A 21,543-nucleotide genomic window follows, 5' to 3' on the forward strand; every position below is an offset into this window, starting at 1 on the left:
GAACTAGTTTAGCTATCCAGCCAAAGGCTTAAGGGAAGTAACAGATAGGCGGTAAACATAGAAATGATCAAAATAGCGCTACTGAACCATAGTGCTCGTCGTTGCCATTTCAGTGTGTTTTGTGAGCCTGGTTCACATGCCGTCATCCTAGTGAGCCTCCAAAAACAGTAAGCCAGTATGATAGCTGTGAGCGTGAAGGTGATGTGTTTGTATTGAGACACCGTGACTAACCAGGGTAAGGTCGAGACCATAGCGACGACGGCGCTGCCCATACCCAGAGCCACCAATAGTATCGGTAGGGCGCAGCAGGTCGTGCCAATCAGGGCTAGACTAAAGCCTCCCAGTAAGGAGACGTTGGTGGTGAGCTTGTCTCGATTAAGCATCTTTGTACCGTCTCATTCTATTACCTATAAATTCACGTCTCTTATAAAACTCATGTTATTTAAATAACGCTTTCAAAACACGAAGCCTATGCCGAGCGTAAACTCCTCGCCATATGACACTTGAATGCCCTCGACATCTTCATACAGGGGCAACTTATATTCGGCGCGAAACATGATACCGGCGCGATACCAGACGAATATGGGACCGGCGGACAATCGTTTTCCTCCGGTCGTCCCTGCAGAGTCTCGGCCTTCTTGTTCGAGTCTGGCACTGATATCCAGCATCAGAAATATACCAGTGTTACTTAGGTTATCGTGATAAGGGTGCCAGCCTATGTTGATGTCCAGGCCGAGCTCATCGCCTTTATCTATTCCCTTGTCACCTTTGTTATTTACCCAGTAGAAGAGATCGTAGTATTGATACAGCTTGGCCTGCTCGAAGCTGGCTGAGAGGCTTAAGCCCAGATCTATGCTGCCATCTCCAACTGGAAAGCTAGCATCTGTACTGCCCGTGGGCAGGCGGATGCTGGGGTGATGGCAATATTTCCCGTCGAGTTTGCTTTATTCTTATATCGTTTCAGAGGCAGGCCTATGATCAGATCGCCTATGCCCGATCCGCTTTCATGTACAGGACCGATATCTTTAATCACAGTGCGGCTCTGTTTTATATAGGGGAGTTTGAAGCTGAGCCTGACTTCACGTTTAAAGGTATAGATGCCTTCGAGCCAGAGTGTGTTTATGCTCCTGCTGCATTTGGCTTCATTGGCCATTTTCGATGTACCGTCGAGCAAGACATCCGAGCTAATATCTTGCCAGCGTAGCTGAAAGCCCCAGCCATCTTCCCAACGAGGAGCCATATCCATCACGGGCTGGTGGGCGAGTGCTGGCTGGGAAGTGAAAATCAGAGTCAGTGTCAGCAACATCAAGTAAAGCAGGCACGACAGGCGGATATTCATAAATCATGGCCTGAACTTAGCTTGTGGATACTGCATTCTTGGCTCACTGAATTCGTAGACATGGGATACATGAAACTTAGAGACTAAGACCTCTTCGGCGTTACTGGCCTTGGCTTGAGCCGCGGTGAGGGTGATGTCGATCAATACTCGTTTTCCGGTAATATCGGTTAACTCGGCCGTTTGAGGTAAGTTATAGACTTGCTCTTTATCTTGGTCGACCAGGTACAATGTGCCGTCACTGCTTTGGATCCTGCCTTCGATAACGCCATGATAGGAGACGGGATCATAACCTCCCTTGATGATAGCCGTGGCTATGTCGGCATAGGCTACGAATTTATCGGCTAGTAAGGCTAAGGTGATTTCTTGGGTGTTGATGTCTATTAATACCCCGTTTTGGCCAAATTGTGTTTTATCTAAGAAGGGGAGCTTAGACAGGTTCTTTTCGACCCCAAAGGCGCAGAATGAGCAGACAATGCCTTTCACTTGTATAGTGAGTCTATCTAGGTTGATGGTTTCTGTACTGGCTTGTGCAAGGGGAATAACGCTTAGCAGCCCGAGCAATATCGAGATAAGCACCTGTTTGAGGAACATATATTTAATCACTGTCGACATCCTTAGAATACTCAGATCACCCCTAATTTAATTTTAGTCTCCGGACGCGGCTACAAGTCAATATTTTTGTAAGAAAAACCAGAGATTTTAACCTTGGCTTCTCTTCAGCTTGTTAACGAAAGCTTGGTGTGCTCGTTGTTAATTGTTAGATAAACTTGGCTGGGAGACTCCCCCAGAATAAATGTCACTTTCATGTCATTTATATTGCTGTGAACCCTTTCAGCAAGGTGCTTTAAGGGATTAACACTCTTGCTGTTGGATTCAAATGTAGACTGATTGTTGTGATGCATATGTGTGAGGGTTTATGGGATAAATAAGTCATTACACACCTTTTATTACAGTCTCAACAAAAGGTTATTTAATCTCTTTATGATCTTCACAGCTCAATCTTTCACTTTTTCATATTTCTACTATATTTTTATTGGACTTATGGTTGTTTAGGTGCCGATGAGGTATTGAAAAAATCTGCTCTGATATTGAGTGACTTTTTTAAAGGTAATAATGTTTCAAGGCTTTATAGAGCTGAGTTTGTCTGTTTGCTTTCTGGGGAAAGTTTACAGCAAAACAAAAGTAGATTGACGGCGTTTTTAGAAACAAGTAGCAGGAATAAAGCGCCCTTTAATGAAAAGCATAAGTTATTGACTAAAGCGAGCTGATTTTAGTCAATGAAGTAAAAAATAGCTAAAGGTTTACTCGACAGGCTTGCCTGTGATCAAATGGTATTTTGCTAACAGTTCATCGTCAGTTTCTTTGCGAGCAGGGTCAGGGTCGATACAGTCGATGGGGCATACTGAAATACAGGTCGGCTTGTCATAGTGACCGACGCATTCGGTACAAAGATCTGCATCTATCTCATAGATCTCTTCGCCCATAGTGATCGCCTGATTAGGACATTCGGGCTCACACATGTCGCAGTTGATGCAGCTGTCGTCGATCAATAATGCCATTCTTCTATTTTACCTGTTGTACATGCATAAATGTTTAGTCTTAGGTATCAACTGCCGCAGTCGATACCTGGTATATCAGTGGCGTCGATCAATAATGCCATCTTTTCGTATTTTACCTGTTTTATCTTTACCTAAAACTTAAAACTTAGGTCCTAGAGCCTAGAACCTAAGATCTAAAGCCTAGTATCTAGGCGTGTGGATTACGGGTATCTTGTCCCTGGGCCAAGTTACGCAGCAGAACCGCCTTATCTATGTCTACACCATCGGGCAGAGCCAGGAAGACGAAATGTCCCGAGCCTAATGCAGATTCGACGTTTGCGCCTTTGCGATTGATCAGCTGCGCAATCTTGAATGTAAGATTGCCCTGAGGAGTCATCACCTCGACGCTATCGCCGACGGAGAACTTATTCTTAACGTCAATCTCGACCATGCCGGCATCGTTACGCTTGCCGGTGAATTCGCCGACGAATTGTTGAGTGTCGCTGATCGAATAACCATAGTCATAGTTCTGGTACTCGTCATGGACGTGACGACGCAGGAAGCCTTCGGTATAGCCTCGGTGTGCCAAGCCTTCGAGGTTATGCATCAAGGTGCGATCGAAGTTTTTACCCGATGCCGCATCTTCGATTGCCTGACGATAGAGCTGGGCCGTACGTGCTACATAGTAGAAAGACTTAGTCCGGCCTTCGATCTTCAACGAGTCGATACCCATCTTAGTCAGGCGATCGACGTGCTGAATGGCGCGCAGATCTTTGGAGTTCATGATGTAGGTACCATGCTCATCTTCGAATGCCGGCATATACTCGCCGGGTCTGCCAGCCTCTTGTAATAATACCAGCTGATCGGTCGGTTGCCCTTCACCTAATGTCGGCTTCTCAATTTGGACACCATGTTGATCCACAAGAGCTTGAGGGTTTACGGCAACTATGTCACCTGTCTCGGTCTGCTTCGCTTCATGGACGTCGTACTTCCAACGGCATGAGTTGGTGCAAGTGCCCTGATTAGGATCGCGCTTGTTGATATAGCCAGACAGTAGGCAGCGGCCCGAATACGCCATACAGAGTGCACCGTGAACGAAGACTTCCAGTTCGATATCCGGGCAACGCTGACGTATCTCTTCAATTTCATCCAATGAAAGTTCACGGGATAAGATCACTCGTTTGATACCTTGCTGCTGCCAAAACTTTACCGAGGCCCAGTTGATGGCGTTTGCCTGAACCGATAGGTGGACCACCTGTTCCGGGAAGGCTTCTCTGACCATCATGATTAGCCCTGGGTCGGACATGATCAAGGCGTCGGGTTTCATGGCGACAACTGGCTCCATATCCCTGATATAGGTCTTTAGCTTAGTGTTATGGGGGGCAATATTGCTCACCACATAGAGTTTCTTACCTAAGCTATGGGCCTCCTGGATTCCTGTTGCCAGGTTTTCCATTTTGAATTCATTATTTCTCACCCTAAGGCTGTATCTTGGCTGGCCTGCGTAGACAGCATCTGCACCGTAGGCAAACGCATAACGCATATTTTTCAGTGTCCCAGCGGGAGACAGTAACTCAGGTTTAAACATAATGATTCTCTATTAACAGTTAAAGGCGCAACAAGCGGGCGGGCATTTTACTCGGAGCCTGCATTCTTAAGCAAATTGAGCTTACATTAACTTGATCTAAATCAAGTCTTCGGATTTTGGTAGGTCTTTTAGATCTAGCTTTAGCAGAAATTTACTCCCTAATAATCCTAAAGTTAGCTAGAATCTAAACAAGATGTTAACTGCATGGATACTTTTTACACCTCGAGTTAACGTAACCACTGATATACTCGGCAAACTCATTGAGTTAAATTTGGTTGCTAAATAGATAATGGGAGCACGAATGTCTACTGAACATGAACTACTGGTCAGGCTTTTAAAGAAATTAAAGGCTGACTCCCTAGTTTTGCCGACGCTACCTGAGGTGGCTATGCGAGTTCAGGAGGTGGTATCCAGACCCGATTCAAGTCCGAAACAGGTTGCCGAAATTATTGGCCAAGATGCAGCTATATCTGCAAGAATGATCAAAGTGGCTAACAGTGCCCTGTATAGCCGAGGAGTGAAAGCCGAGAACATTAATAGCGCCGTCACTCGTATAGGCTTGACTCAGATTAAGGCCATAGCAACATCGGTCGCCATGGAGCAGCTGTTTATTTCGACTAACGAGATGGTGTGGGAGGTGATGGATGAGGTATGGTGTTCCTCTATCGAGGTGACCTCAGCAGCTTGCGCCATGTTACAGATCTACATTAAGTCTCATAAAGGTTGTGGCTTGAGTTTTGATACTCTGACACTGGCGGGATTGGTGCATAATATCGGCGCTCTGCCTGTATTGACGGAAGCCGAGTCTCAGCCTGAACTCTTTACCAGTATCGATCAGCTTAGGGCGTTAGTGCGAAAGATGCAGGGGCCCATAGGCCGCGCTGTGCTGAAAAGCTGGGATTTTGCTCCGGAAGTGATGGAAGTTGTCGAGCGGTGGTCAGATCTTTCTTACCTGCCTGATAATGTCTCTTATATGGATTTTGTTCGAGCCGCAGCCTTCTATACCGGCGAGCTCAGATCTGGAGTCAATCTTGGAGAGAGGCTAGATGTATTTGTGCAGCGTGGATTACCTGTGTCGCCAGATGAGTTAGCCAGCGATGAATTCCTCGATAAGTATCATTCGATTAAGTTGAGCTATGAGTAGCCCGCTAATTTGACTCATGAGCTAATGTAGAGTCATTGACTGTTAGAGTATGGATCAAGTATCTAAGTAAATATTTTTTAAGGAGTTAAATTACTCGCGTGGAAAGCGGCTGGCCCTATTGGGTTTTATGGTTAATTTGTATCGCTGGTATCCTCATTTGGTACCGGCATAAAAAGCGTGAAACAGCTTTTCTGCAACATCTTCTAAGCCTGCTTCAGCAACAAAGAGATAAGCTTGGGATCAAGCCATTGGTTGACTCCCAAGGGCATGTCATTTCATCTGATAAAACCCCCAAGAAATATGCCCGGCTGTATCATGAGCTGCAACGACTCATCTTCGAGCTACCCGGTCCAAGCGATAAAGATAAGTTGACCGGACTCCCTAACCGTCTGGGGGTGAAATCACGTTTAAGTGGATTGAGTACCATTAAGCAAGGTAGCTTAGTCTTAATCGATATCTACCGGTTTAGGTTTGTTAACGATCTGTTTGGATTCTCCGTCGGCGATGAATTACTCAGGCAAGTGTCGAAACGACTCATAGCTCCAGCCTCTCAGGCTGTGTATGTGGCGAGAATGAATGAAGATGAGTTCCTGCTTTATTTTGAGGCGCAACAGAGTGAAAGCATCTTGTTGACACTGCAAGAGCAGCTACAAACTCCCTATGAAATAGAGGGGAGTACTATTTCCGTACAGATTCAGATGGGGGTTGTCGATCTCAATTTGCATCATACTCATGTCAGCGCCCTGTTGAGGCGTCTCGATCTCGCGCTGATAAAAGCCAAATCACGTAAACCTTTCTTTGCCTGTTATGTTAAAGGAGATGATTTGAGTCAGCAGCGTGAACTGAGCATCATTCATGACCTTCCCAAGGCACTCCAGCAAGGTCAGCTTTACATGGTTTATCAGCCCAAATTAGATGTGGCATCGGGAACCTACACCCAAGTAGAAGCCTTAATGAGATGGAAACACAGTGAGTTAGGTCATATCTCTCCCGCTGAATTTATTCCCTTGGCCGAATATGCCGGCATGATCGAGCTGCTCAGCCAGTGGGCGTTAGAGCAAGTGCTCTCTCAACAGGCCAAGTGGCAGGCCATGGATGTTCGTCTTCAGGTTGCGGTGAATCTTTCGACCCAAGATATGATCAGTGCCACCCTGTGTGACGATATTCAGACTAAGTTGGGCCGTTATGGTGTGTCAGCCGATTCACTCTCTATCGAGATCACTGAGAGCCATCTTATGGATGATATGGGGTTGGCGATAGCCACAATTGAGAAGTTAAAAGAGATAGGAGTAAGCGTTGCTATAGATGATTTTGGAACTGGTCATTCCTCATTGGCTTACCTAAAAAACTTTCCTGTCGATGAAGTTAAAATTGATAAGGCCTTTCTCGATGACCTTTTGACTGACAAACGTGCCGCACATATCATGAGATCTAGCATAGATTTAGCGAAAGGTCTGGGCTTTAGTATCACAGTTGAAGGGGTTGAAACCCAAGCGGTGAATCTTGCTCTGATTGAGATGGGGGCCGATAAAATCCAGGGCGATCTCTTTGCTAAACCCATGACAGCTAAAGAGATTGAAGCAGAGCAGATACGGCCCGCCTAATATCTGCAGGTATTATACCGTGATCTGCTTGGCGCTCTTTGGGATCACAGAGGCGACACACTTTGGTGACTCTCGGTAAATGACTGGCTTAGATGTGCCAATAAGTCTGCCGACATAGGCGTCAGCTGTCTCGCCTTATTCATGCACACCATTTCTATGTTGGCGGTGACAGCTGGCTTTTTCGCATTCGGACGCCAAATTTCCTGGTGCCAGACGGTTCTGTATTTACTCTCGAAGTAGAAACGAGTCCTGATGTCTATAATATCGGCGAATTCAACGCCGTCATGACACAACATATCACTGCGATAGACAGCAAAACCTAATCCTTGTTCATCCCAGAGTCTAGCTAATGTTTTAGCTCCGATGACATGCTCTCTCGCTCGCTCAAAATATTTAAGAAAATTAGGGTGGTAAACCACGCCTGAAAAATCCGTATCTTCGTAATAGATTTGAACCGGGAAATGGAATGTAGAACTGTAATTCAGCTCTTTAGGGCTTTGAACTGTCTTGTGCATGATGATTGTTTGAGCCAATACTTCTGAGAATTGGCGCTAGTCTAGCACAGAGATTTTAATACTTGTCTCTAATTAGTAGATTCGATAGATGTCATTATTTTTTGATAACTACCATCTTGCTTGAGTGAGTTCAGGCCGGTATCCAGAAGTTTTGCCAGGGTTTCAGCCTGTGGATTGTCCTTAGAAAAAGCCAGATAGACCTGGCCTGTATGATTGATGAAGGTCTGCTCTATATCTGCGGCGACTCCCATGCGTTGAATATATTGGTCGGCGACTAAATCATACATGATAGCAAGATCAATTCTGTCCAGTAGTAGCAAGTTGATCAGCTGGTTATGATTGGAAAGCTTAAATATGTGAACATTTGGCAGCAAGTTAAGTTCATCACCATATTCATAGCCTTCGATAATTCCCACCTTAGTATTTGGCGGGAACTGCCATTTATCTATGGCTTGGACTGGTTTTTTTACATTCTGATAGAAAGAGGCCGTTGCAGAGAAGAGAGGTTGTTCACCGAAGACAAAATGATTTTTGGTGCTTTTTTCCTTAACCAGATTGAAGACACCATCGACGAGCCCTTTCTTGGCCATGACTACAGCTCGTGAGTAGGGCACTACTATGCTCTTGACTTCAATGCCTACCCGAGAGAAAGCCGAATTGATGATGGAATGAGAGATACCTGTGCCGGAGGCATTGGCAAATGGCGCCCAGTTATCTTCTGCCGCAAGCTTGATGACTCGACGGGACTCTTGGTTAGTGTCATCTTCATGAGCATAGCTACATGGGCTGAGCAAGGTTGAGCTAGCAAATATAATTGCCTTCAAAAAGGCTAAGTTTGGTCCTGACATGAGTCCGTTTACCCTGAATATCCATATAAGTTGCCGTGCCATCTTAATCCATTTTTGATTGACGGTGACTTTTATTTATATGTTTTTTTTGTTTCGTTCCTTTAGCCTGAATTAAGAAATCTGTGGCGGAAATGAGATACTCCAAGTTTATGTTTGTCTTCTATTTTGAGCTTAATTTGACCCATCTCATTAATGGTATGCTTCTGCTACACTCAAAGCTGTAAACTTCCAAATATACTGAGGAAAAACTGCGACTCATGGATTCAGAAGTGATTTTTTCCCTGGTACAGAATGCCGCATTACTGTTAGCTATGGTGTTTGTCTATGATGCCGTGCCTAGAAAGCAGCAGAGTGAATACTTTTTCATATGGCGGATATCGCTCGGAGCCATCATAGGTGGGATCACCATCACGACTATGATGACGCCCTGGGAGTACCAGAGTGGCATATTTTTCGATACACGTTCGGTGATTTTAGGTATTTCGGGCCTGTTTTTTGGCGGTCTTCCTACTTTTGTCGCCGTCTGCATCGCTGCTACCTACCGGCTAATGGAGGGAGGCGTTGCAGTTTGGGCAGGGATAGGAGTGATTATTTCTTCGGGTCTGTTTGGCAGCTTATGGCGCTATAAGCGTAAGGCGGTGATCGCCGAGCTTAACTATAAAGAGCTTTATCTTTTTGGCTTTATTCTTCACCTGATCAGTTTAAGTTGGATGTTTGTGCTGCCCCTGGAGATGGCTATTAATATTCTGATACAGCTGAGCTTTTCTGTATTACTGATTTTCCCAGTGGCCACCACCTTACTTGGCTTACTCCTGTCCAGAAGACTGGAGATAGAACGCGATGCCAAGATACAGTTACAAGATGACTTTATGTTTCGCTCGCAGTTTAATATCGGCAATATCGGCATTGGCATCTCTACGGTGGATCAGCATTGGGTAAAAGTGAACCCTAGGGTCTGTCAGATGCTGAAATATACCGAGGCCGAGTTGTTAACAAAAACTTGGGTTGAGATGACACATTTTGAAGATCTTCAAACAGATTTACTTCAGTTTGAACGCATGTTGCGAGGTGAGATTGATGAGTATGAGATGGACAAACGTTTCGTCGCTAAAGATGGGAGCATAGTTTATACCCACTTGACCGTCGCTTGCCAAAGGATAAACGATAAGGTGCAGCTGATTATTTCAGGCTTGCTGGATATCACCTCCCAGAAACAAGCCGAATCGGCGATGCGTTCGAGCCAGGAGCAGCTTGCCTTAGTGCTTAGTAGCAGTGAGTTAGGCTTATGGGATTGGGATATAAAAACTAATGGAGTCGACCGGAATGAACGATGTGCGGAGCTATTAGGTTGCAGTGTCGATGAGCTTAAGCATAACGAGAGGTTGTGGATAAATGGCATACATCCACAGGATAGAGTGGCTGTGCTGCATTCTATAGACGCTCATTTAAAAGGGGAGAGTGTTCAGCATAGTATCGAGTATCGACTCGTGTCTCTTTCGGGAGAGACTCGTTGGATTTTAGACAGTGGTAAGGTCGTCAGCAGAGATGCCAAAGGTGTACCCCTGCGTATGTGTGGCACCCACACAGACATTACCGATAGAAAAAGGGTCGAGGAGTCGTTAAAGCTAGCGGCTTCTGTTTACAATAACTCCAGCGAAGCCATGAGTGTGCAAGACAGTCAGGGGAAAATCATCACCATCAACTCGGCTTTTTCTGAGATAACAGGTTATAGGGAAGATGAGATTATCGACCAACATATTGAAATTTTAAGATGTGAAAGGACCAATAAATCTCAGTTTGAGCAGATGATTTTTCAAATTATGGAGACTGGAAAGTGGCAAGGTGAGCTCTGGCTAAAACATAAGAATGCGACGGAATATATCGTCTGGTTAACGATGAATACCATCTATGACAGCCGAGGCGAAGTCTATCGACGTGTCGCGCTCTTCTCCGATATCACAGAAAAAAAACAGACCGAACAGATCATCTGGAAACAGGCGAATTATGATCCTCTGACGGGACTGCCCAATCGTCGCATGTTGCTGGAATATCTGGGTACTGAGTTGCTCAAATCTGATCGTAATAACCAACACTTTGCCTTGATGTTTTTAGATCTGGATTATTTCAAGGAGGTCAACGATACCTTAGGCCATGATGTGGGCGATCAGCTATTGATTGAAACGGCCAAGAGGCTGAAAAGCTGTATACGTGAATCCGATGTCGTGGCTAGGTTGGGAGGAGATGAATTTACGATCGTGCTTTCGGCCATAGAAAATAATAAAGGCGTCGATAGGGTGGCGGGTAATATTCTATCCCGTTTATCTGAACCCTTTAACCTGGGGAATGACACGGCCTATATTAGTGGGAGTATCGGTATTACACTCTATCCCGATGATGCTTCAACGATAGATAGCCTACTTAAACATGCCGATCAGGCTATGTATGCGGCTAAAGATCTGGGCAGAAATCGTTTTCATTACTTTACTGCTTCGATGCAGGAAGAAGCTCGTTATCGGATGATATTGATCCGTGATTTACGCCAGGCCGTGAATAAGAAAGAGTTTGAGATTTTTTATCAGCCCATTATTGATCTGTCTACCGGGGAGATGCATAAGGCCGAAGCCCTTATTCGTTGGCATCATCCTGAAAGAGGCATGGTGTCGCCCAGCGAGTTTATCCCTGTTGCCGAAGACACTGGCCTTATCATAGATATAGGTAATTGGGTGTTTTCCCAGGCGGCAAAACAGAGTGCACATTGGCGAGACAAGTTTGGCGTCGAGATCCAGATCAGTATCAATAAATCCCCAATACAGTTTAGAGACGAGGGGGACAGCTTCGAAGATTGGATTGTGCAACTAAAAGATCTAAATCTTGCTAGCAACAGTATCTGCGTCGAGATCACCGAAGGCCTGTTACTTGATGCGAGCATGGGAGTATCGGAGAAGTTATTAGCCTATCGCGATGCGGGGATACAAGTGTCGCTGGATGATTTTGGCACAGGGTATTCTTCATTGGCTTATTTGAAAAAATTTGATATTGATTATCTCAAAATTGATCAGTCCTTCACCCGTAATTTAGAATCTGATACCGATGATGTGACCCTGTGTGAGGCGATTATTGTTATGGCACATAAGCTAGGCATGATGGTCATAGCCGAAGGGGTCGAAACTGAGTACCAAAAAAATCTTTTAGCTAAGGCCGGGTGTGACTATGGTCAGGGCTACCTTTTTTCAAGACCCATTCCTGCAGCCGATTTTGAGCAGAAATATATACGGGCTATCGCAGAGATGGGACATGAAAAGGTATCGTCGTAGCCAGTGAAGTCGGTTTTTGATAGACTCCGCGCTCATTTATTATCCCACGTGAGTTTTCCATGAAATTTGACGCCCTCGACTTGAACCCCTTATTGATCGATGCCATCGATGAATGTGGTTATCAGCAACTCACACAGGTTCAGTCAGAAGTCATACCGGTTGCCTTATCCGGGGTCGATCTTATGGCGTGCGCCGAAACGGGAACGGGCAAGACGGCCTCATTTGCCTTACCTTTATTAGAACGCTTACTCAAGGAAGAGTATGAGTCGCCTTGTCTTCGCGGCCTTATTCTGACGCCTACCCGAGAGTTGGCTATTCAAGTGGCCGAGAATATCACTCGCTATGGCCAGTTTACCTCTCTAAAGACATTAGCCGTCTATGGTGGGGCGAACATGAACCCTCAACGTAAGGCATTGAATGCCGGTGTCGATATTTTAGTGGCTACACCGGGTCGATTGTTCGATTTTGTCGGCCAGCATGGACTCAATTTATCTGACGTTACCAGCCTTATCATAGATGAAGCGGATAGAATGTTGGACATGGGTTTTGTCCGTGATATTGAGAGAGTTAAGTCTCTGGTTGCATCACAACATTTAACGCATTTTTTCTCGGCGACCTACAGTGACCAAGTGAAGCTATTAGCCGAGAAGATGTTGATCTCTCCCCAATGGATTAATGTCGCTCAGACTCGCTCTGCTGCGAGCGTCGAGCAGGAGGTCTACCTGGTCGATAAACGCCGTAAAGCTGAGCTGCTCTCTGAACTCATCGGGCGTAATAACTGGCAGCAGGTATTAGTCTTTGCCACAACCAAGGAGAGCGCCGAGCATCTTAAGAGTGAGCTAACCTTAGACGGCATCAAGTGTGGCGTGTTTCATGGCGATAGAACGCAAGGGGCGAGAAACCGTACCCTGGAAGAATTTAAGTCGGGTCAACTCAGGGTCATGGTGGCTACAGACGTAGCGGCGAGGGGGATAGATATCCAAGCCTTGCCTCTGGTGATAAACCTTGAGCTGCCATATGGGGCTGAGGATTATATTCATCGAATAGGTCGTACTGGCCGCGCTGGCTTAACCGGGAGGGCTATCTCTTTTGTCTGTCCGTCCGATGAGGAGATGCTCGATGAGATTGAGAGTCTGATTGAGCTTGAGTTGCCGCGCATCGTTCTGCCCGGGTATGAGCTTGGCGCGCCTCTGCCAGCTCGATATCGGGAGACTCAAGACGTGACGACAACTAAAAAGAAATTTGAGAGACGTAAAGGCAAGCCTGCCAATAAACATAAGGGCAAACCGTCGAGCCGAGCCGATGGTGCTAAGTCGAGCTATGCTAGCCGTCGAACGGATAAGAAGCGCTAACTAGTATACCAAAGGGTATCACCAGCTGATAAACATGAAAAAACAGCTCAGGGATGTTTTTTATTTATGGTGTTGATGGTATTAGTGAGTTAATACCATTCCATATAAGTATCTGGTCAGTTCGAGACTCTCAGTTTTTTCAATTCAAGGCACATTGATGAGGAAATGGTTATTCCCTTTTAAGTCAATGTAACACAGAAGTGTAAACACTGAGAGCCTCACGCAGTGCGGCTGATCTTTAAAGCAAAGGGCAAAGCCCTTTATGCTACGTTGAATATTCTCGATATACGACTGCATGGATGCAGGAGGTAGAGCAACGCAGGAGCTTGTTGCCGAGAATAACTATTAGCTTCAAACATTCGCCTTGCCTACAGTGCTTTGAACTCCCGCTGAATGATCAGATACTTACTCGGAATGGTATAAGAAGTCTTCGACGCCCGTGACACCGAAGTATTGTATCGAACGTTTAACCACTATTTTCTTAGCGATCAGCTGGCCGTCCTTGAAAATTTTCACCACCTTCTTGCCGCCTTTATCATCGGCGCTGTATTCGTGAGCATCGTTTAGTCTCAAGTCATCGAACTGGCTCTTCATTATCAAATGCATAGTCACTCCAGTGTGAATGTATCGATTTTGCTATCGAGCCAATATTGAGCCCGAATATTGAGTCACCTTTCGATATTAGTCCTATTTCCCGTTGAGCGCATTAGAGAGTTGCACTCATTTATAGTCGTTATTTAGATCTGAGATTGAATATCTCACATTTAAACAGCGTGTTTTTGTTTGTTTATTGTAATTTATTTGTTTGCGCGTTGTTTGATTTTGTTGTTGATGGTGTAAAAACCACTTGTTTGGTTAAGTTATTTGGCTTTTGATGGTTTTTTTGTTTTGATTTTTTTATGGTTTAGATTATTGTGTGCGCCGCTAGGAGAGCACTGAGTCTGATGTAATTAAATTAGACTCTGGATAATATCAAGGATTGATAAAACCTATCTTTATAGTCATATATTATCTCTATACATCTATTTTTCTCCTAGCACTACAATATAAGGGAATAAATTGATGAAACACACGACTACGGCGCTAGCCATCCTACTTAGCCTTTCTAGTATGAGTGCCGTTGCTGCACAAGATAACGATTTTCAACATGAAGCCGGTCTTAATTACGGTACTAATTCTGAAGAAGTCGGTGATGGCATCTGGAATGCGTATTACCGTTACTATTTCAAAGGTGTTGACCAGAGCAAGAGCCCATATGCGTTAAATGGCTTCCTGGCTCAAGAGTCTAATATTGGCGCTAACTACAGTAACTTTGATACTCTGGATACGGATACTATTGGAGTCGATGGCACTTTCGTCTTCGATTCAAACTGGTTTGTATCGGCTAACTACCAAAGATTTGATATTGGCAGCTTTGATTTTAATACCTATGGCGCAGAAGTAGGTTATTACTTCAATGATTCTTCTGCTGTCTCTGCTTTCTATCAAGATGGTGACAACAATGTCGAAGAGAGCTACGGATTAAAGCTACGTAGCTATATCGCGCTTCAATCCACAGCGGGTGTCGATCTTCAGGCTAATTGGAAACATAGTGACTCAGATGACATGTTCAATGTCAGTGCAGATTGGTACGTGAATAACTCTTGGTCTGTAGGTGCTGGTTATACCAATAATGATGATGACGATGCTTTTGATATTCGTACTGCTTATTGGTTACGCATCTCTGATAGCTTCTCGGCTAACTTCGCAATATCTAAAGTGCTAGATTCAGATGTCGACGGTGTCGGTCTTGGCTTAGGTGTGGTTGGCCGCTTCTAATCTTACCACTCTCCTTTGATGCATCAGCTATTGCGGCATTTGCCACCTAGCTGATGATGTCTGAAAGATTATTTAAAGGGCGCAACCATAGGTTGCGCCCTTTTTATTACTGCTAAGCCAACTGGGGCTGCTCTTTGGTTTGGTGTGCTTCGAGTCGAGGCCGAACAAACAGTAAGTAATAAACTAAGGTTGCCACAAACCAAGATATGGCCAGGCTCCAGATCCCATGGGAGAAGAAGTGTGCGCCTCTTAATTGCTGAGTCAGGCTAAATAGTCCACCTAAGCAGAGACCAAAGGCTAAACCTAGCTTACGATATTCAGGTTTTTCCTGGAGGAAAAAATAGTACAAGGCTACCCAGGCATAACCGCCGCTGGAGTGTCCCCCGGGGAAACATTGACCAAATTGTGCACCCACGGGTAGGGCGTTAAAGATAGGCACGTATGGAAGGCTGCCACCAAATTGAATCACATCCCAGGGGCAGCTGACATGTGTGAAGTCTTTTGCAAATTTTATCAGCAAAATACTGGTTAATACGCTGATAAACAAGCAGATCAGGCTGCGCCTGTATTTACACCATGTTGAGCGTCTAAAGCTGGTGCCTATGATACAAAGCAGTAACACGCCTAATAGAATAATAAAGTTTCGTCCCCCCTCGTGCAGCACATTCTCGGTCAACCAGTGATCTCTTAATGGCCAGTAATCGACTCCGCCCTGAATATTGAAGATGAACTTAGCTATCGACAGATCGAATTGAAAGTATTCGAACAGGCCAGCGATTAACAGAAATGTTATCAAGGGGTAAGTAATGTGCCTACTGATAGAGAAATGTCTGGGGTTAGTCGTTGAAGTCATTTTATGCTCATTGGGTTAAACTTTCGCTACTCTTGCTCTTATTTATCAATCCAAGTTCGATAAATGTCGTTACGTTTTGAGCTTGTCTTTGCGTGAGTCTATTAGCTTTGAGTGAAAAAAATGTCATATAGCTCGGATAACTTAATGTCAGAGAGGTGTGTACTAGGATTAGAAGCAGTGATTTAGACCATTCAAGGGGACATGTCACAGATTTAACAATAAAGGTTAAATTCAGAACTATATTGATTGTTATGTGTATGACTCAGGCATAAAATAGGCCTAAATATAAAGATGTATAAATAATGCCTGTTTAAGTCCGGAGTGACCTTGATGCTCAATATTGATGATCCAGCAGTGACAGAAAAGACGCCGGCCATTTGGCGATTGGCTTTTAGACCTTTCTTCTTAGGCGGCGCGACCTTAGCTGCCTTGTATATCCCACTCTGGTTAGTCACCTGGTTTATGCCGCAATACAGCCTGTTTCAGACTGAATTCTGGAGCAAGGTAGTGCCACTCTGGTGGCATCCCCATGAGATGCTGTTTGGCTTCGCCATGGCGATTGTCGCTGGTTTCTTGCTAACGGCGGTGAAGAACTGGACCAATCAACCCGGCTTGACTGGCATTGGCTTAGCGGTGACTTTCTTCTGCTGGCTCACCGCCCGTGTCTTGCTCTTGCTTCCTTTCGATATTCCGCTATTAGTGCCCGCTCTGTTTGATTCACTCTTCTTAGGGTTAACCGCCTTCAAACTCTGGACTAGCATCTATAAAGTTAAGCAGTGGCACAATATTGGCTTTCCTATCATGTTGTTTCTGGCCTTGTGCATTAACCTGCTGAGTTACTATGCCTTAAATGAGAGAGACTTTACGCTTTCAAACCATATCTGGCAGGCGATGATCTGGTGGATGGCACTGCTCATCACTATCGTTGGTGGTCGAGTCATTCCTTTCTTTACCGCTATTCGAATTAAACAGGAGAAGCCCGAGTCTATTCCCCTGTTAGAGAACGCCTTAATCTTGGTGATGTTACTGTTGGTGATCCAGGCCATAGGTCAGTTTTTACCTAAGACTGTAGAGCAGTGGTTATTAGTGGTGGCTGGGGTACTGCATCTAATACGATGGGCTCGCTGGAATCCACACAAAACACTGAAAGAACCCATGCTCTGGTCGCTGCATATAGGTTATCTGTTACTACCTGTAACCTTGCTAGCGCTTGCCTGGAACATAGATAACCTGCTGGCTTATCGCAGTCTGCTGCACCTTTTTGCCATAGGAACCTTGGCAGGTATCTGTTTGTCGATGATCTCCCGGGTTTCTTTGGGTCACACTGGTCGCAATATCTATACAGGACCTAAGATGTCGATAGCCTTTGCCAGTATCGCTCTCGCGGCAATATTTAGAGCACTGATGCCTACCCTAATGCCGGATCATTATCAGACTTGGTTGTGGATCTCCGCTGGTCTCTGGTTTATCGCCTTCGGTCTGTTTGTCTGGCATTACACCCCTGTGTTATTTCGTCCCCGTATCGATGGAAAACCGGGTTAACATGCTAGTTTAAATACATTTATTTAATTCTACCTATTTAGGTATAAATTGTAGCGCTGGTTATCATTTCTAACTGGCGCTCGAATCTTCTTTCCCCCTTTCATCTAGACTAGTGATAGTAATAAAACTTTAGGTAATTCAATCTTATGATAAGACGGATTTCTCGGACTATAGTAAGCGTGACTCTATTGACGAGCGTGATGTTCTCAGGTCTATCCTTGGCCGATGCTGAAATAGATTCGGTGCAGTTAGCAGATAAAACTCAGTTTCCTGCTCAGTTTGATAGCTGGGCTGCCACCGAGGAACAGGTTGAGCGCGAAGATATGCTCGCCAATTATCCGGCTAATATCATCTTGTGGGCAGGCTCTTCATTCGCCAAGGAATACCATAGCCCAAGAGGTCATCAATTTGCCGTAGCCGATGTGACTCATACCTTGAGAACCGGTGTGGTACCTGAAGCGGGAACTAAAGGCCTATCGGCCAGTTGCTGGACCTGTAAGACGCCCGATGCACCGCGTTTAATGAATGAGCTTGGGGTTCAGGGATTTTCGGGGAAAAACTTCACCTCCCTCGGCAGTGAGATTAAGAGCGTGGTCTACTGCACCGATTGTCATGTTAAAGGCTCTGAAAAGTTAGCTTTGCCCAGGCCTCATGCACAAGATGCCATGACTAAAATCCATCTGCCGTTCGATAAACAAGGCACTAGTATGCAAGGCGCTCAGGTCTGCGGCCAATGTCATGTGAGCTATTATTTTCAGCCTGAGAGCAGTAATAAGGTCAACATCCCCTGGATATTTGGTAACGACGCCGACAAGATTGAGAAGTACTACGATACCCGTCGCTTCTATGAGTGGATCCATCCTATCTCTAAGACCCCAATTCTAAAGGCCCGCCACCCGGAATTTGAACATTGGAGTCGCAGCAAGCATGCTAAGCGTGGCGTCACCTGTATCACCTGTCATATGCCGGCAGCGACAGATAAAAATGGCAAGGAATATACTAACCATAAGGTGGGTAATGCACTAGCGCAATTCGATAAGGCCTGTAGTAGCTGCCACTCTAGTCAAAGTAAGATAGAGAAGGCGTTAGACAGAGACAAGCAAGCCATCGATAAGGCCGCACGACATGTAGAGAACGTGTTGGTAAAGGCGCACTATGAAGCCAAAGCCGCCTGGGTAGCCGGAGCGAGTTGGCCAATCATGAACGATGCCATTATGGCCATTCGTCATGCTCAGTGGCGCTGGGATTTTGCCATGGCATCCCACGGTCTCTATGCTCACAATCCACAAGAAGGCAAGGCACTGCTGGCTAAGGCTACTGAGCAGGCAAATTACGCCCGTGAAAAGCTGAAAGAGATATTGAGTAAGCTGGAGGTTAAGCATGTTTACTATCCTGATATCAGCACCAAGGAGAAGGCCCATCAAGCCATTGGGATCTCTGTCGAGGAACTGACTAAAGAGAAGCAGGCATTTCTTAAAGAGGAAGTCGAAAAGAACTGGTCACCGATAACTGCCAGAGGTTACTAAACAGCGGTAGAGATACGCTCAAAATGCCGTTCACCTGAGGTGAACGGCATTTTAAAAAACATGGCTATCCTTCGACACTCACGAAGCGATTTTCCATCGGATTGGCATCTAAGATGGTGAGTTCTGGGTGAGTAAATTTAATTTTATTAAATTTGAGCGCACCTTCACCCGCCTTGGTGGCGATAAAAGTGAAGCGGCGAGTGCCGGGGACTCCTACCATGCCCAAGGGGTTGGAACCATGAATGTAGTCATCGCTTATTAGGGCGATGCAGCTGGGTAATTCAGTGAGGCACACATTGAAACCCGTAGAAGGGTTATCCTCGAGTGTGATGACTATTGGCTCGCCGATCTTGACTGTAATTGGAGCTAACATATAAATATCCTTATTCATGAGTTTTAAAGTTGATTTTACTTGGTTCTTACTGGGTTTAAACAGCTTGAGAAGTTAAGTATCTAAAATAAAAACTGTCAAGTTGTATAGTTTGTTTTTTCTGATTATTCACTTTCTGGTTTGTTCCTATGATACTGGTAAGTGATTGTTTTAGATTGCATTACCTGTATTTTTTGTTTTCCCTTTAGATTAATCAATGCTTTTGGTATTAGAAGGGGGAGTAGTATATTTAGTTGATTGTTTTTATAATTAATTTTGGTTTTTTGATTCTCGTGATATTTTATTTTTTCTAGTTGTTTTTATTAAGTATTTAAATGTTCACATTAAAAACACTGCTCTTTTTTAGGCATGAATATATACGGGGTGATATCTATTAGTAGTATACTTATATGCTGATAAACATGGGTGTCGATAGAGTATATAAAACAAAAGTACTAAGTCTAATTACTTATTTTTAAATTTGATAATATTTAACCTAAGTCTTTAAGACGGTATCTGGATATCTACAATGGTCTATATAATATGCATGATTAATTTATTATTAACCGTTAAATATTAATGCTAGTGTAGATTAAATTTCCCCAGATGCAGTTATCGAGAGTCACAGAGTTAAAATAATGTGCGCCCCTCGACAAAACGAATAAATATCAATAGATAATCATCAATCTCCCGTCGATACGACAGTTTCTCTGCCTCAGTTTGATTACCCTGAATTTTCCTTATCTCTCTTAACACCATTTGGCACTCATCAAGATCAATATGAGGCAAACGGTATTCGTTCAAAGGTATTCAAAAATGACGCATTTTCTCTCGAGGACTCGCCTGTATCTGGCCACAGATAGCCTGGATTGGATGATAAATCGCAGTATTAAACAATCCCTCTCATTACAAGATGCCGTGCCCTTATCCTCTGGAATTGACTGTGTTCCGGATAAACCCATAGAAACCTTGTATATTCATATTCCCTTCTGTCACACCCTGTGCCGGTTTTGCTCATTTCATAAGGTTAAGTTTCAAGAGTCTCTGGCCAGAGAATACTTCCAAGCATTGAGACAGGAGATACGCCAGGTCATAGCCAAAGGCTACCGATTTAACCGCGTGTATATCGGCGGCGGTACCACCACTATCCTCGAAGATGAGTTGATAAAGACCATAGAGCTTATCAAGAGCCTGACGACAATCCGTGAAGTCTCCTGTGAAAGTGACCCTATCTATTTCAAAGAGGGACACCCTGAGTTACTCAAGGGGCTAGTGGACCGCATGTCTATCGGGGTGCAAAGCTTCGATGATGCCATACTCAAGATCACGGGCAGGTTTGAGAAGTTTGGCTCCGGCTTGCAACAGGCCGAGTATGTTAGTCGCGCCATCGAGCTGTTTCCTACGGTGAATGTGGACATGATGTATGGCTTTAAGATGCAGACCGCCGACTCGGTGCACGCAGACCTGTTGCAGACCATGGCGCTCAACCCAGATCAAATTACGACTTATCCTCTGACGATTGGCATAGGTAAGAACCGTAAGAAGGCCGGCTGTTTGGCAGGACCCGCCCATGAATTATGGCCGCAGTTTCTGGCTGCGAAGCAGGCATTGGCTGATCGCTATGTGATGGAGTTTCCCTGGACCTTCAGTCGTAGTTTCGGCCAGTCGGTGCAAAATAAGTACGTGCTCGATGGCGAGGACTGCCTAGGTGTCGGCTCCGGGGCCTTTGGCCGTTTCGGCGAGCAGTTTCGCATCTCAAGCTTCGATATCGCCGATTATATCCGGCTTATCGATCGAGTCCAATCTGGTACCTGTTACATCAAACCTCTGGAGAGCAAGGCATTGATACAGCATTATCTGATGATCATGATGGGGCACGGACATCTGGATAATCAGGTGTTGAAGGCCCATACAGGGCGGTCTTTGTGGCAGGCGCTGCCGTTGGAGATGAGTTTTCTGCTGGCGTCCGGGGCCATTGTGAAACGGGGTGATAACTACCGCACCACGGAGCAGGGGCAATTTATCGCCTTGAAGATGTTTGTCGGCTTTCTCACCGGCATGGATCATCTCAGGGAGCAGGCGAGGGAGTTGCCACTGATATAAACACTAGTCTGGATAAAATAAGTCAGGGATTAAACGGACCCACAGCGTATCAATGACGGTTAAGAGAGTGGGCACAGAAATAGCCTGTG

The 21,543-nt window shown here is 45.0% G+C and carries 20 protein-coding genes; 9 read left to right on the forward strand and 11 right to left on the reverse strand.

Annotation, left to right across the window (positions count from 1 at the left end):
* Nucleotides 1-8 precede the first annotated feature (8 nt).
* Together FM037_RS07095 and FM037_RS29205 are read right to left on the reverse strand one after the other, a co-directional pair.
* Nucleotides 9-383, reverse strand: coding sequence for a mercuric transporter MerT family protein (locus tag FM037_RS07095; protein ID WP_144045425.1), 375 nt, complete (start codon nt 381-383; stop codon nt 9-11).
* 72 nt (nt 384-455) lie between these two features.
* On the reverse strand, nt 456-668 hold the full coding sequence (locus tag FM037_RS29205; RefSeq protein ID WP_229381106.1) for a hypothetical protein: 213 nt from the start codon (nt 666-668) through the stop codon (nt 456-458).
* 39 nt (nt 669-707) lie between these two features.
* On the opposite strand from FM037_RS29205, the gene FM037_RS29920 reads away from it, so the two are divergent.
* Nucleotides 708-833 carry a hypothetical protein gene (locus FM037_RS29920; RefSeq protein WP_267874867.1) on the forward strand — a complete coding sequence of 42 codons (126 nt, stop codon included), beginning with the start codon at nt 708-710 and terminating at the stop codon, nt 831-833.
* Nucleotides 834-850: 17 nt separating this feature from the next.
* On the opposite strand, the gene FM037_RS29210 is transcribed toward FM037_RS29920, so the two are convergent.
* The 4 genes from FM037_RS29210 to trhP all read right to left on the reverse strand — a co-directional run bounded on the left by FM037_RS29210 (nt 851) and on the right by trhP (nt 4,465).
* Nucleotides 851-1,339: a hypothetical protein gene (locus tag FM037_RS29210; protein WP_229381107.1), complete on the reverse strand. Its 489-nt coding sequence runs from the start codon at nt 1,337-1,339 to the stop codon at nt 851-853.
* A 3-nt stretch (nt 1,340-1,342) separates the two neighbouring features.
* Nucleotides 1,343-1,942, reverse strand: coding sequence for a heavy-metal-associated domain-containing protein (locus tag FM037_RS07105; protein ID WP_229381108.1), 600 nt, complete (start codon nt 1,940-1,942; stop codon nt 1,343-1,345).
* 698 nt (nt 1,943-2,640) lie between these two features.
* Nucleotides 2,641-2,898 carry a YfhL family 4Fe-4S dicluster ferredoxin gene (locus FM037_RS07110; protein ID WP_144045426.1) on the reverse strand — a complete coding sequence of 86 codons (258 nt, stop codon included), beginning with the start codon at nt 2,896-2,898 and terminating at the stop codon, nt 2,641-2,643.
* A 187-nt stretch (nt 2,899-3,085) separates the two neighbouring features.
* Nucleotides 3,086-4,465, reverse strand: a complete 1,380-nt coding sequence (gene trhP / locus FM037_RS07115) for a prephenate-dependent tRNA uridine(34) hydroxylase TrhP (protein ID WP_144045427.1) — start codon at nt 4,463-4,465, stop codon at nt 3,086-3,088.
* A 301-nt stretch (nt 4,466-4,766) separates the two neighbouring features.
* Here trhP and FM037_RS07120 point away from each other — a divergent pair, with 301 nt between their 5' ends.
* Both FM037_RS07120 and FM037_RS07125 read left to right on the forward strand, forming a co-directional pair.
* Nucleotides 4,767-5,609: an HDOD domain-containing protein gene (locus FM037_RS07120; protein ID WP_144045428.1), complete on the forward strand. Its 843-nt coding sequence runs from the start codon at nt 4,767-4,769 to the stop codon at nt 5,607-5,609.
* Between the two features lie 98 nt (nt 5,610-5,707).
* Nucleotides 5,708-7,213 (forward strand): putative bifunctional diguanylate cyclase/phosphodiesterase, encoded by a 1,506-nt coding sequence (locus tag FM037_RS07125; RefSeq protein WP_144045429.1) that lies wholly within the window; start codon nt 5,708-5,710, stop codon nt 7,211-7,213.
* Between the two features lie 44 nt (nt 7,214-7,257).
* On the opposite strand, the gene FM037_RS07130 is transcribed toward FM037_RS07125, so the two are convergent.
* A complete protein-coding gene (locus FM037_RS07130; RefSeq protein WP_144045430.1) occupies nt 7,258-7,728 on the reverse strand; it encodes a thioesterase family protein in 471 nt (156 codons plus the stop codon).
* A 68-nt stretch (nt 7,729-7,796) separates the two neighbouring features.
* Complete coding sequence (locus tag FM037_RS07135) at nt 7,797-8,576, reverse strand: substrate-binding periplasmic protein (RefSeq protein ID WP_144045431.1); 780 nt, start codon at nt 8,574-8,576, stop codon at nt 7,797-7,799.
* Between the two features lie 257 nt (nt 8,577-8,833).
* Between FM037_RS07135 and FM037_RS07140 the strand changes: the two genes are divergently transcribed.
* Together FM037_RS07140 and FM037_RS07145 are read left to right on the forward strand one after the other, a co-directional pair.
* Entirely contained in the window at nt 8,834-11,890 is a 3,057-nt protein-coding gene (locus FM037_RS07140; protein ID WP_144045432.1) for an EAL domain-containing protein, read from the forward strand.
* A 59-nt stretch (nt 11,891-11,949) separates the two neighbouring features.
* Entirely contained in the window at nt 11,950-13,242 is a 1,293-nt protein-coding gene (locus FM037_RS07145) for a DEAD/DEAH box helicase (RefSeq protein WP_144045433.1), read from the forward strand.
* A 405-nt stretch (nt 13,243-13,647) separates the two neighbouring features.
* Here the strand turns inward: FM037_RS07145 and FM037_RS07150 are convergent, their stop codons facing one another.
* Nucleotides 13,648-13,848: a hypothetical protein gene (locus FM037_RS07150; RefSeq protein WP_144045434.1), complete on the reverse strand. Its 201-nt coding sequence runs from the start codon at nt 13,846-13,848 to the stop codon at nt 13,648-13,650.
* 456 nt (nt 13,849-14,304) lie between these two features.
* Here FM037_RS07150 and FM037_RS07155 point away from each other — a divergent pair, with 456 nt between their 5' ends.
* The gene (locus FM037_RS07155; protein ID WP_144045435.1) at nt 14,305-15,060 is read left to right on the forward strand and encodes a putative porin; all 756 of its coding nucleotides are present in this window, start codon (nt 14,305-14,307) and stop codon (nt 15,058-15,060) included.
* Between the two features lie 112 nt (nt 15,061-15,172).
* Here the strand turns inward: FM037_RS07155 and FM037_RS07160 are convergent, their stop codons facing one another.
* On the reverse strand, nt 15,173-15,913 hold the full coding sequence (locus FM037_RS07160; protein ID WP_152829266.1) for a phosphatase PAP2 family protein: 741 nt from the start codon (nt 15,911-15,913) through the stop codon (nt 15,173-15,175).
* Nucleotides 15,914-16,243: 330 nt separating this feature from the next.
* On the opposite strand from FM037_RS07160, the gene FM037_RS07165 reads away from it, so the two are divergent.
* Nucleotides 16,244-17,455 (forward strand): NnrS family protein, encoded by a 1,212-nt coding sequence (locus FM037_RS07165; RefSeq protein WP_144045436.1) that lies wholly within the window; start codon nt 16,244-16,246, stop codon nt 17,453-17,455.
* Nucleotides 17,456-17,655: 200 nt separating this feature from the next.
* Complete coding sequence (locus FM037_RS07170) at nt 17,656-18,981, forward strand: ammonia-forming cytochrome c nitrite reductase subunit c552 (protein WP_144048868.1); 1,326 nt, start codon at nt 17,656-17,658, stop codon at nt 18,979-18,981.
* A 64-nt stretch (nt 18,982-19,045) separates the two neighbouring features.
* Here FM037_RS07170 and FM037_RS07175 read toward each other — a convergent pair whose 3' ends face one another.
* Entirely contained in the window at nt 19,046-19,354 is a 309-nt protein-coding gene (locus FM037_RS07175; RefSeq protein WP_185976972.1) for a protease inhibitor I42 family protein, read from the reverse strand.
* 813 nt (nt 19,355-20,167) lie between these two features.
* Here FM037_RS07175 and FM037_RS07180 point away from each other — a divergent pair.
* Nucleotides 20,168-21,454 (forward strand): coproporphyrinogen III oxidase family protein, encoded by a 1,287-nt coding sequence (locus tag FM037_RS07180; protein WP_144045438.1) that lies wholly within the window; start codon nt 20,168-20,170, stop codon nt 21,452-21,454.
* Nucleotides 21,455-21,543 lie beyond the last annotated feature (89 nt).

Origin of the sequence: Shewanella psychropiezotolerans, assembly GCF_007197555.1 — a bacterium.
Classification (GTDB): Bacteria; Pseudomonadota; Gammaproteobacteria; order Enterobacterales; family Shewanellaceae; genus Shewanella; species Shewanella psychropiezotolerans.

Coding starts and splice junctions, on each gene's coding strand:
- FM037_RS07095 (WP_144045425.1), bottom strand. CDS start 383: ATGCTTAATCGAGACAAGCTCACCACCAACGTCTCCTTACTGGGAGGC.
- FM037_RS29205 (WP_229381106.1), bottom strand. CDS start 668: ATGCTGGATATCAGTGCCAGACTCGAACAAGAAGGCCGAGACTCTGCA.
- FM037_RS29210 (WP_229381107.1), bottom strand. CDS start 1,339: ATGAATATCCGCCTGTCGTGCCTGCTTTACTTGATGTTGCTGACACTG.
- FM037_RS07110 (WP_144045426.1), bottom strand. CDS start 2,898: ATGGCATTATTGATCGACGACAGCTGCATCAACTGCGACATGTGTGAG.
- trhP (WP_144045427.1), bottom strand. CDS start 4,465: ATGTTTAAACCTGAGTTACTGTCTCCCGCTGGGACACTGAAAAATATG.
- FM037_RS07120 (WP_144045428.1), top strand. CDS start 4,767: ATGTCTACTGAACATGAACTACTGGTCAGGCTTTTAAAGAAATTAAAG.
- FM037_RS07130 (WP_144045430.1), bottom strand. CDS start 7,728: ATGCACAAGACAGTTCAAAGCCCTAAAGAGCTGAATTACAGTTCTACA.
- FM037_RS07135 (WP_144045431.1), bottom strand. CDS start 8,576: ATGTCAGGACCAAACTTAGCCTTTTTGAAGGCAATTATATTTGCTAGC.
- FM037_RS07140 (WP_144045432.1), top strand. CDS start 8,834: ATGGATTCAGAAGTGATTTTTTCCCTGGTACAGAATGCCGCATTACTG.
- FM037_RS07145 (WP_144045433.1), top strand. CDS start 11,950: ATGAAATTTGACGCCCTCGACTTGAACCCCTTATTGATCGATGCCATC.
- FM037_RS07150 (WP_144045434.1), bottom strand. CDS start 13,848: ATGCATTTGATAATGAAGAGCCAGTTCGATGACTTGAGACTAAACGAT.
- FM037_RS07155 (WP_144045435.1), top strand. CDS start 14,305: ATGAAACACACGACTACGGCGCTAGCCATCCTACTTAGCCTTTCTAGT.
- FM037_RS07160 (WP_152829266.1), bottom strand. CDS start 15,913: ATGACTTCAACGACTAACCCCAGACATTTCTCTATCAGTAGGCACATT.
- FM037_RS07165 (WP_144045436.1), top strand. CDS start 16,244: ATGCTCAATATTGATGATCCAGCAGTGACAGAAAAGACGCCGGCCATT.
- FM037_RS07170 (WP_144048868.1), top strand. CDS start 17,656: ATGTTCTCAGGTCTATCCTTGGCCGATGCTGAAATAGATTCGGTGCAG.
- FM037_RS07175 (WP_185976972.1), bottom strand. CDS start 19,354: ATGTTAGCTCCAATTACAGTCAAGATCGGCGAGCCAATAGTCATCACA.
- FM037_RS07180 (WP_144045438.1), top strand. CDS start 20,168: ATGACGCATTTTCTCTCGAGGACTCGCCTGTATCTGGCCACAGATAGC.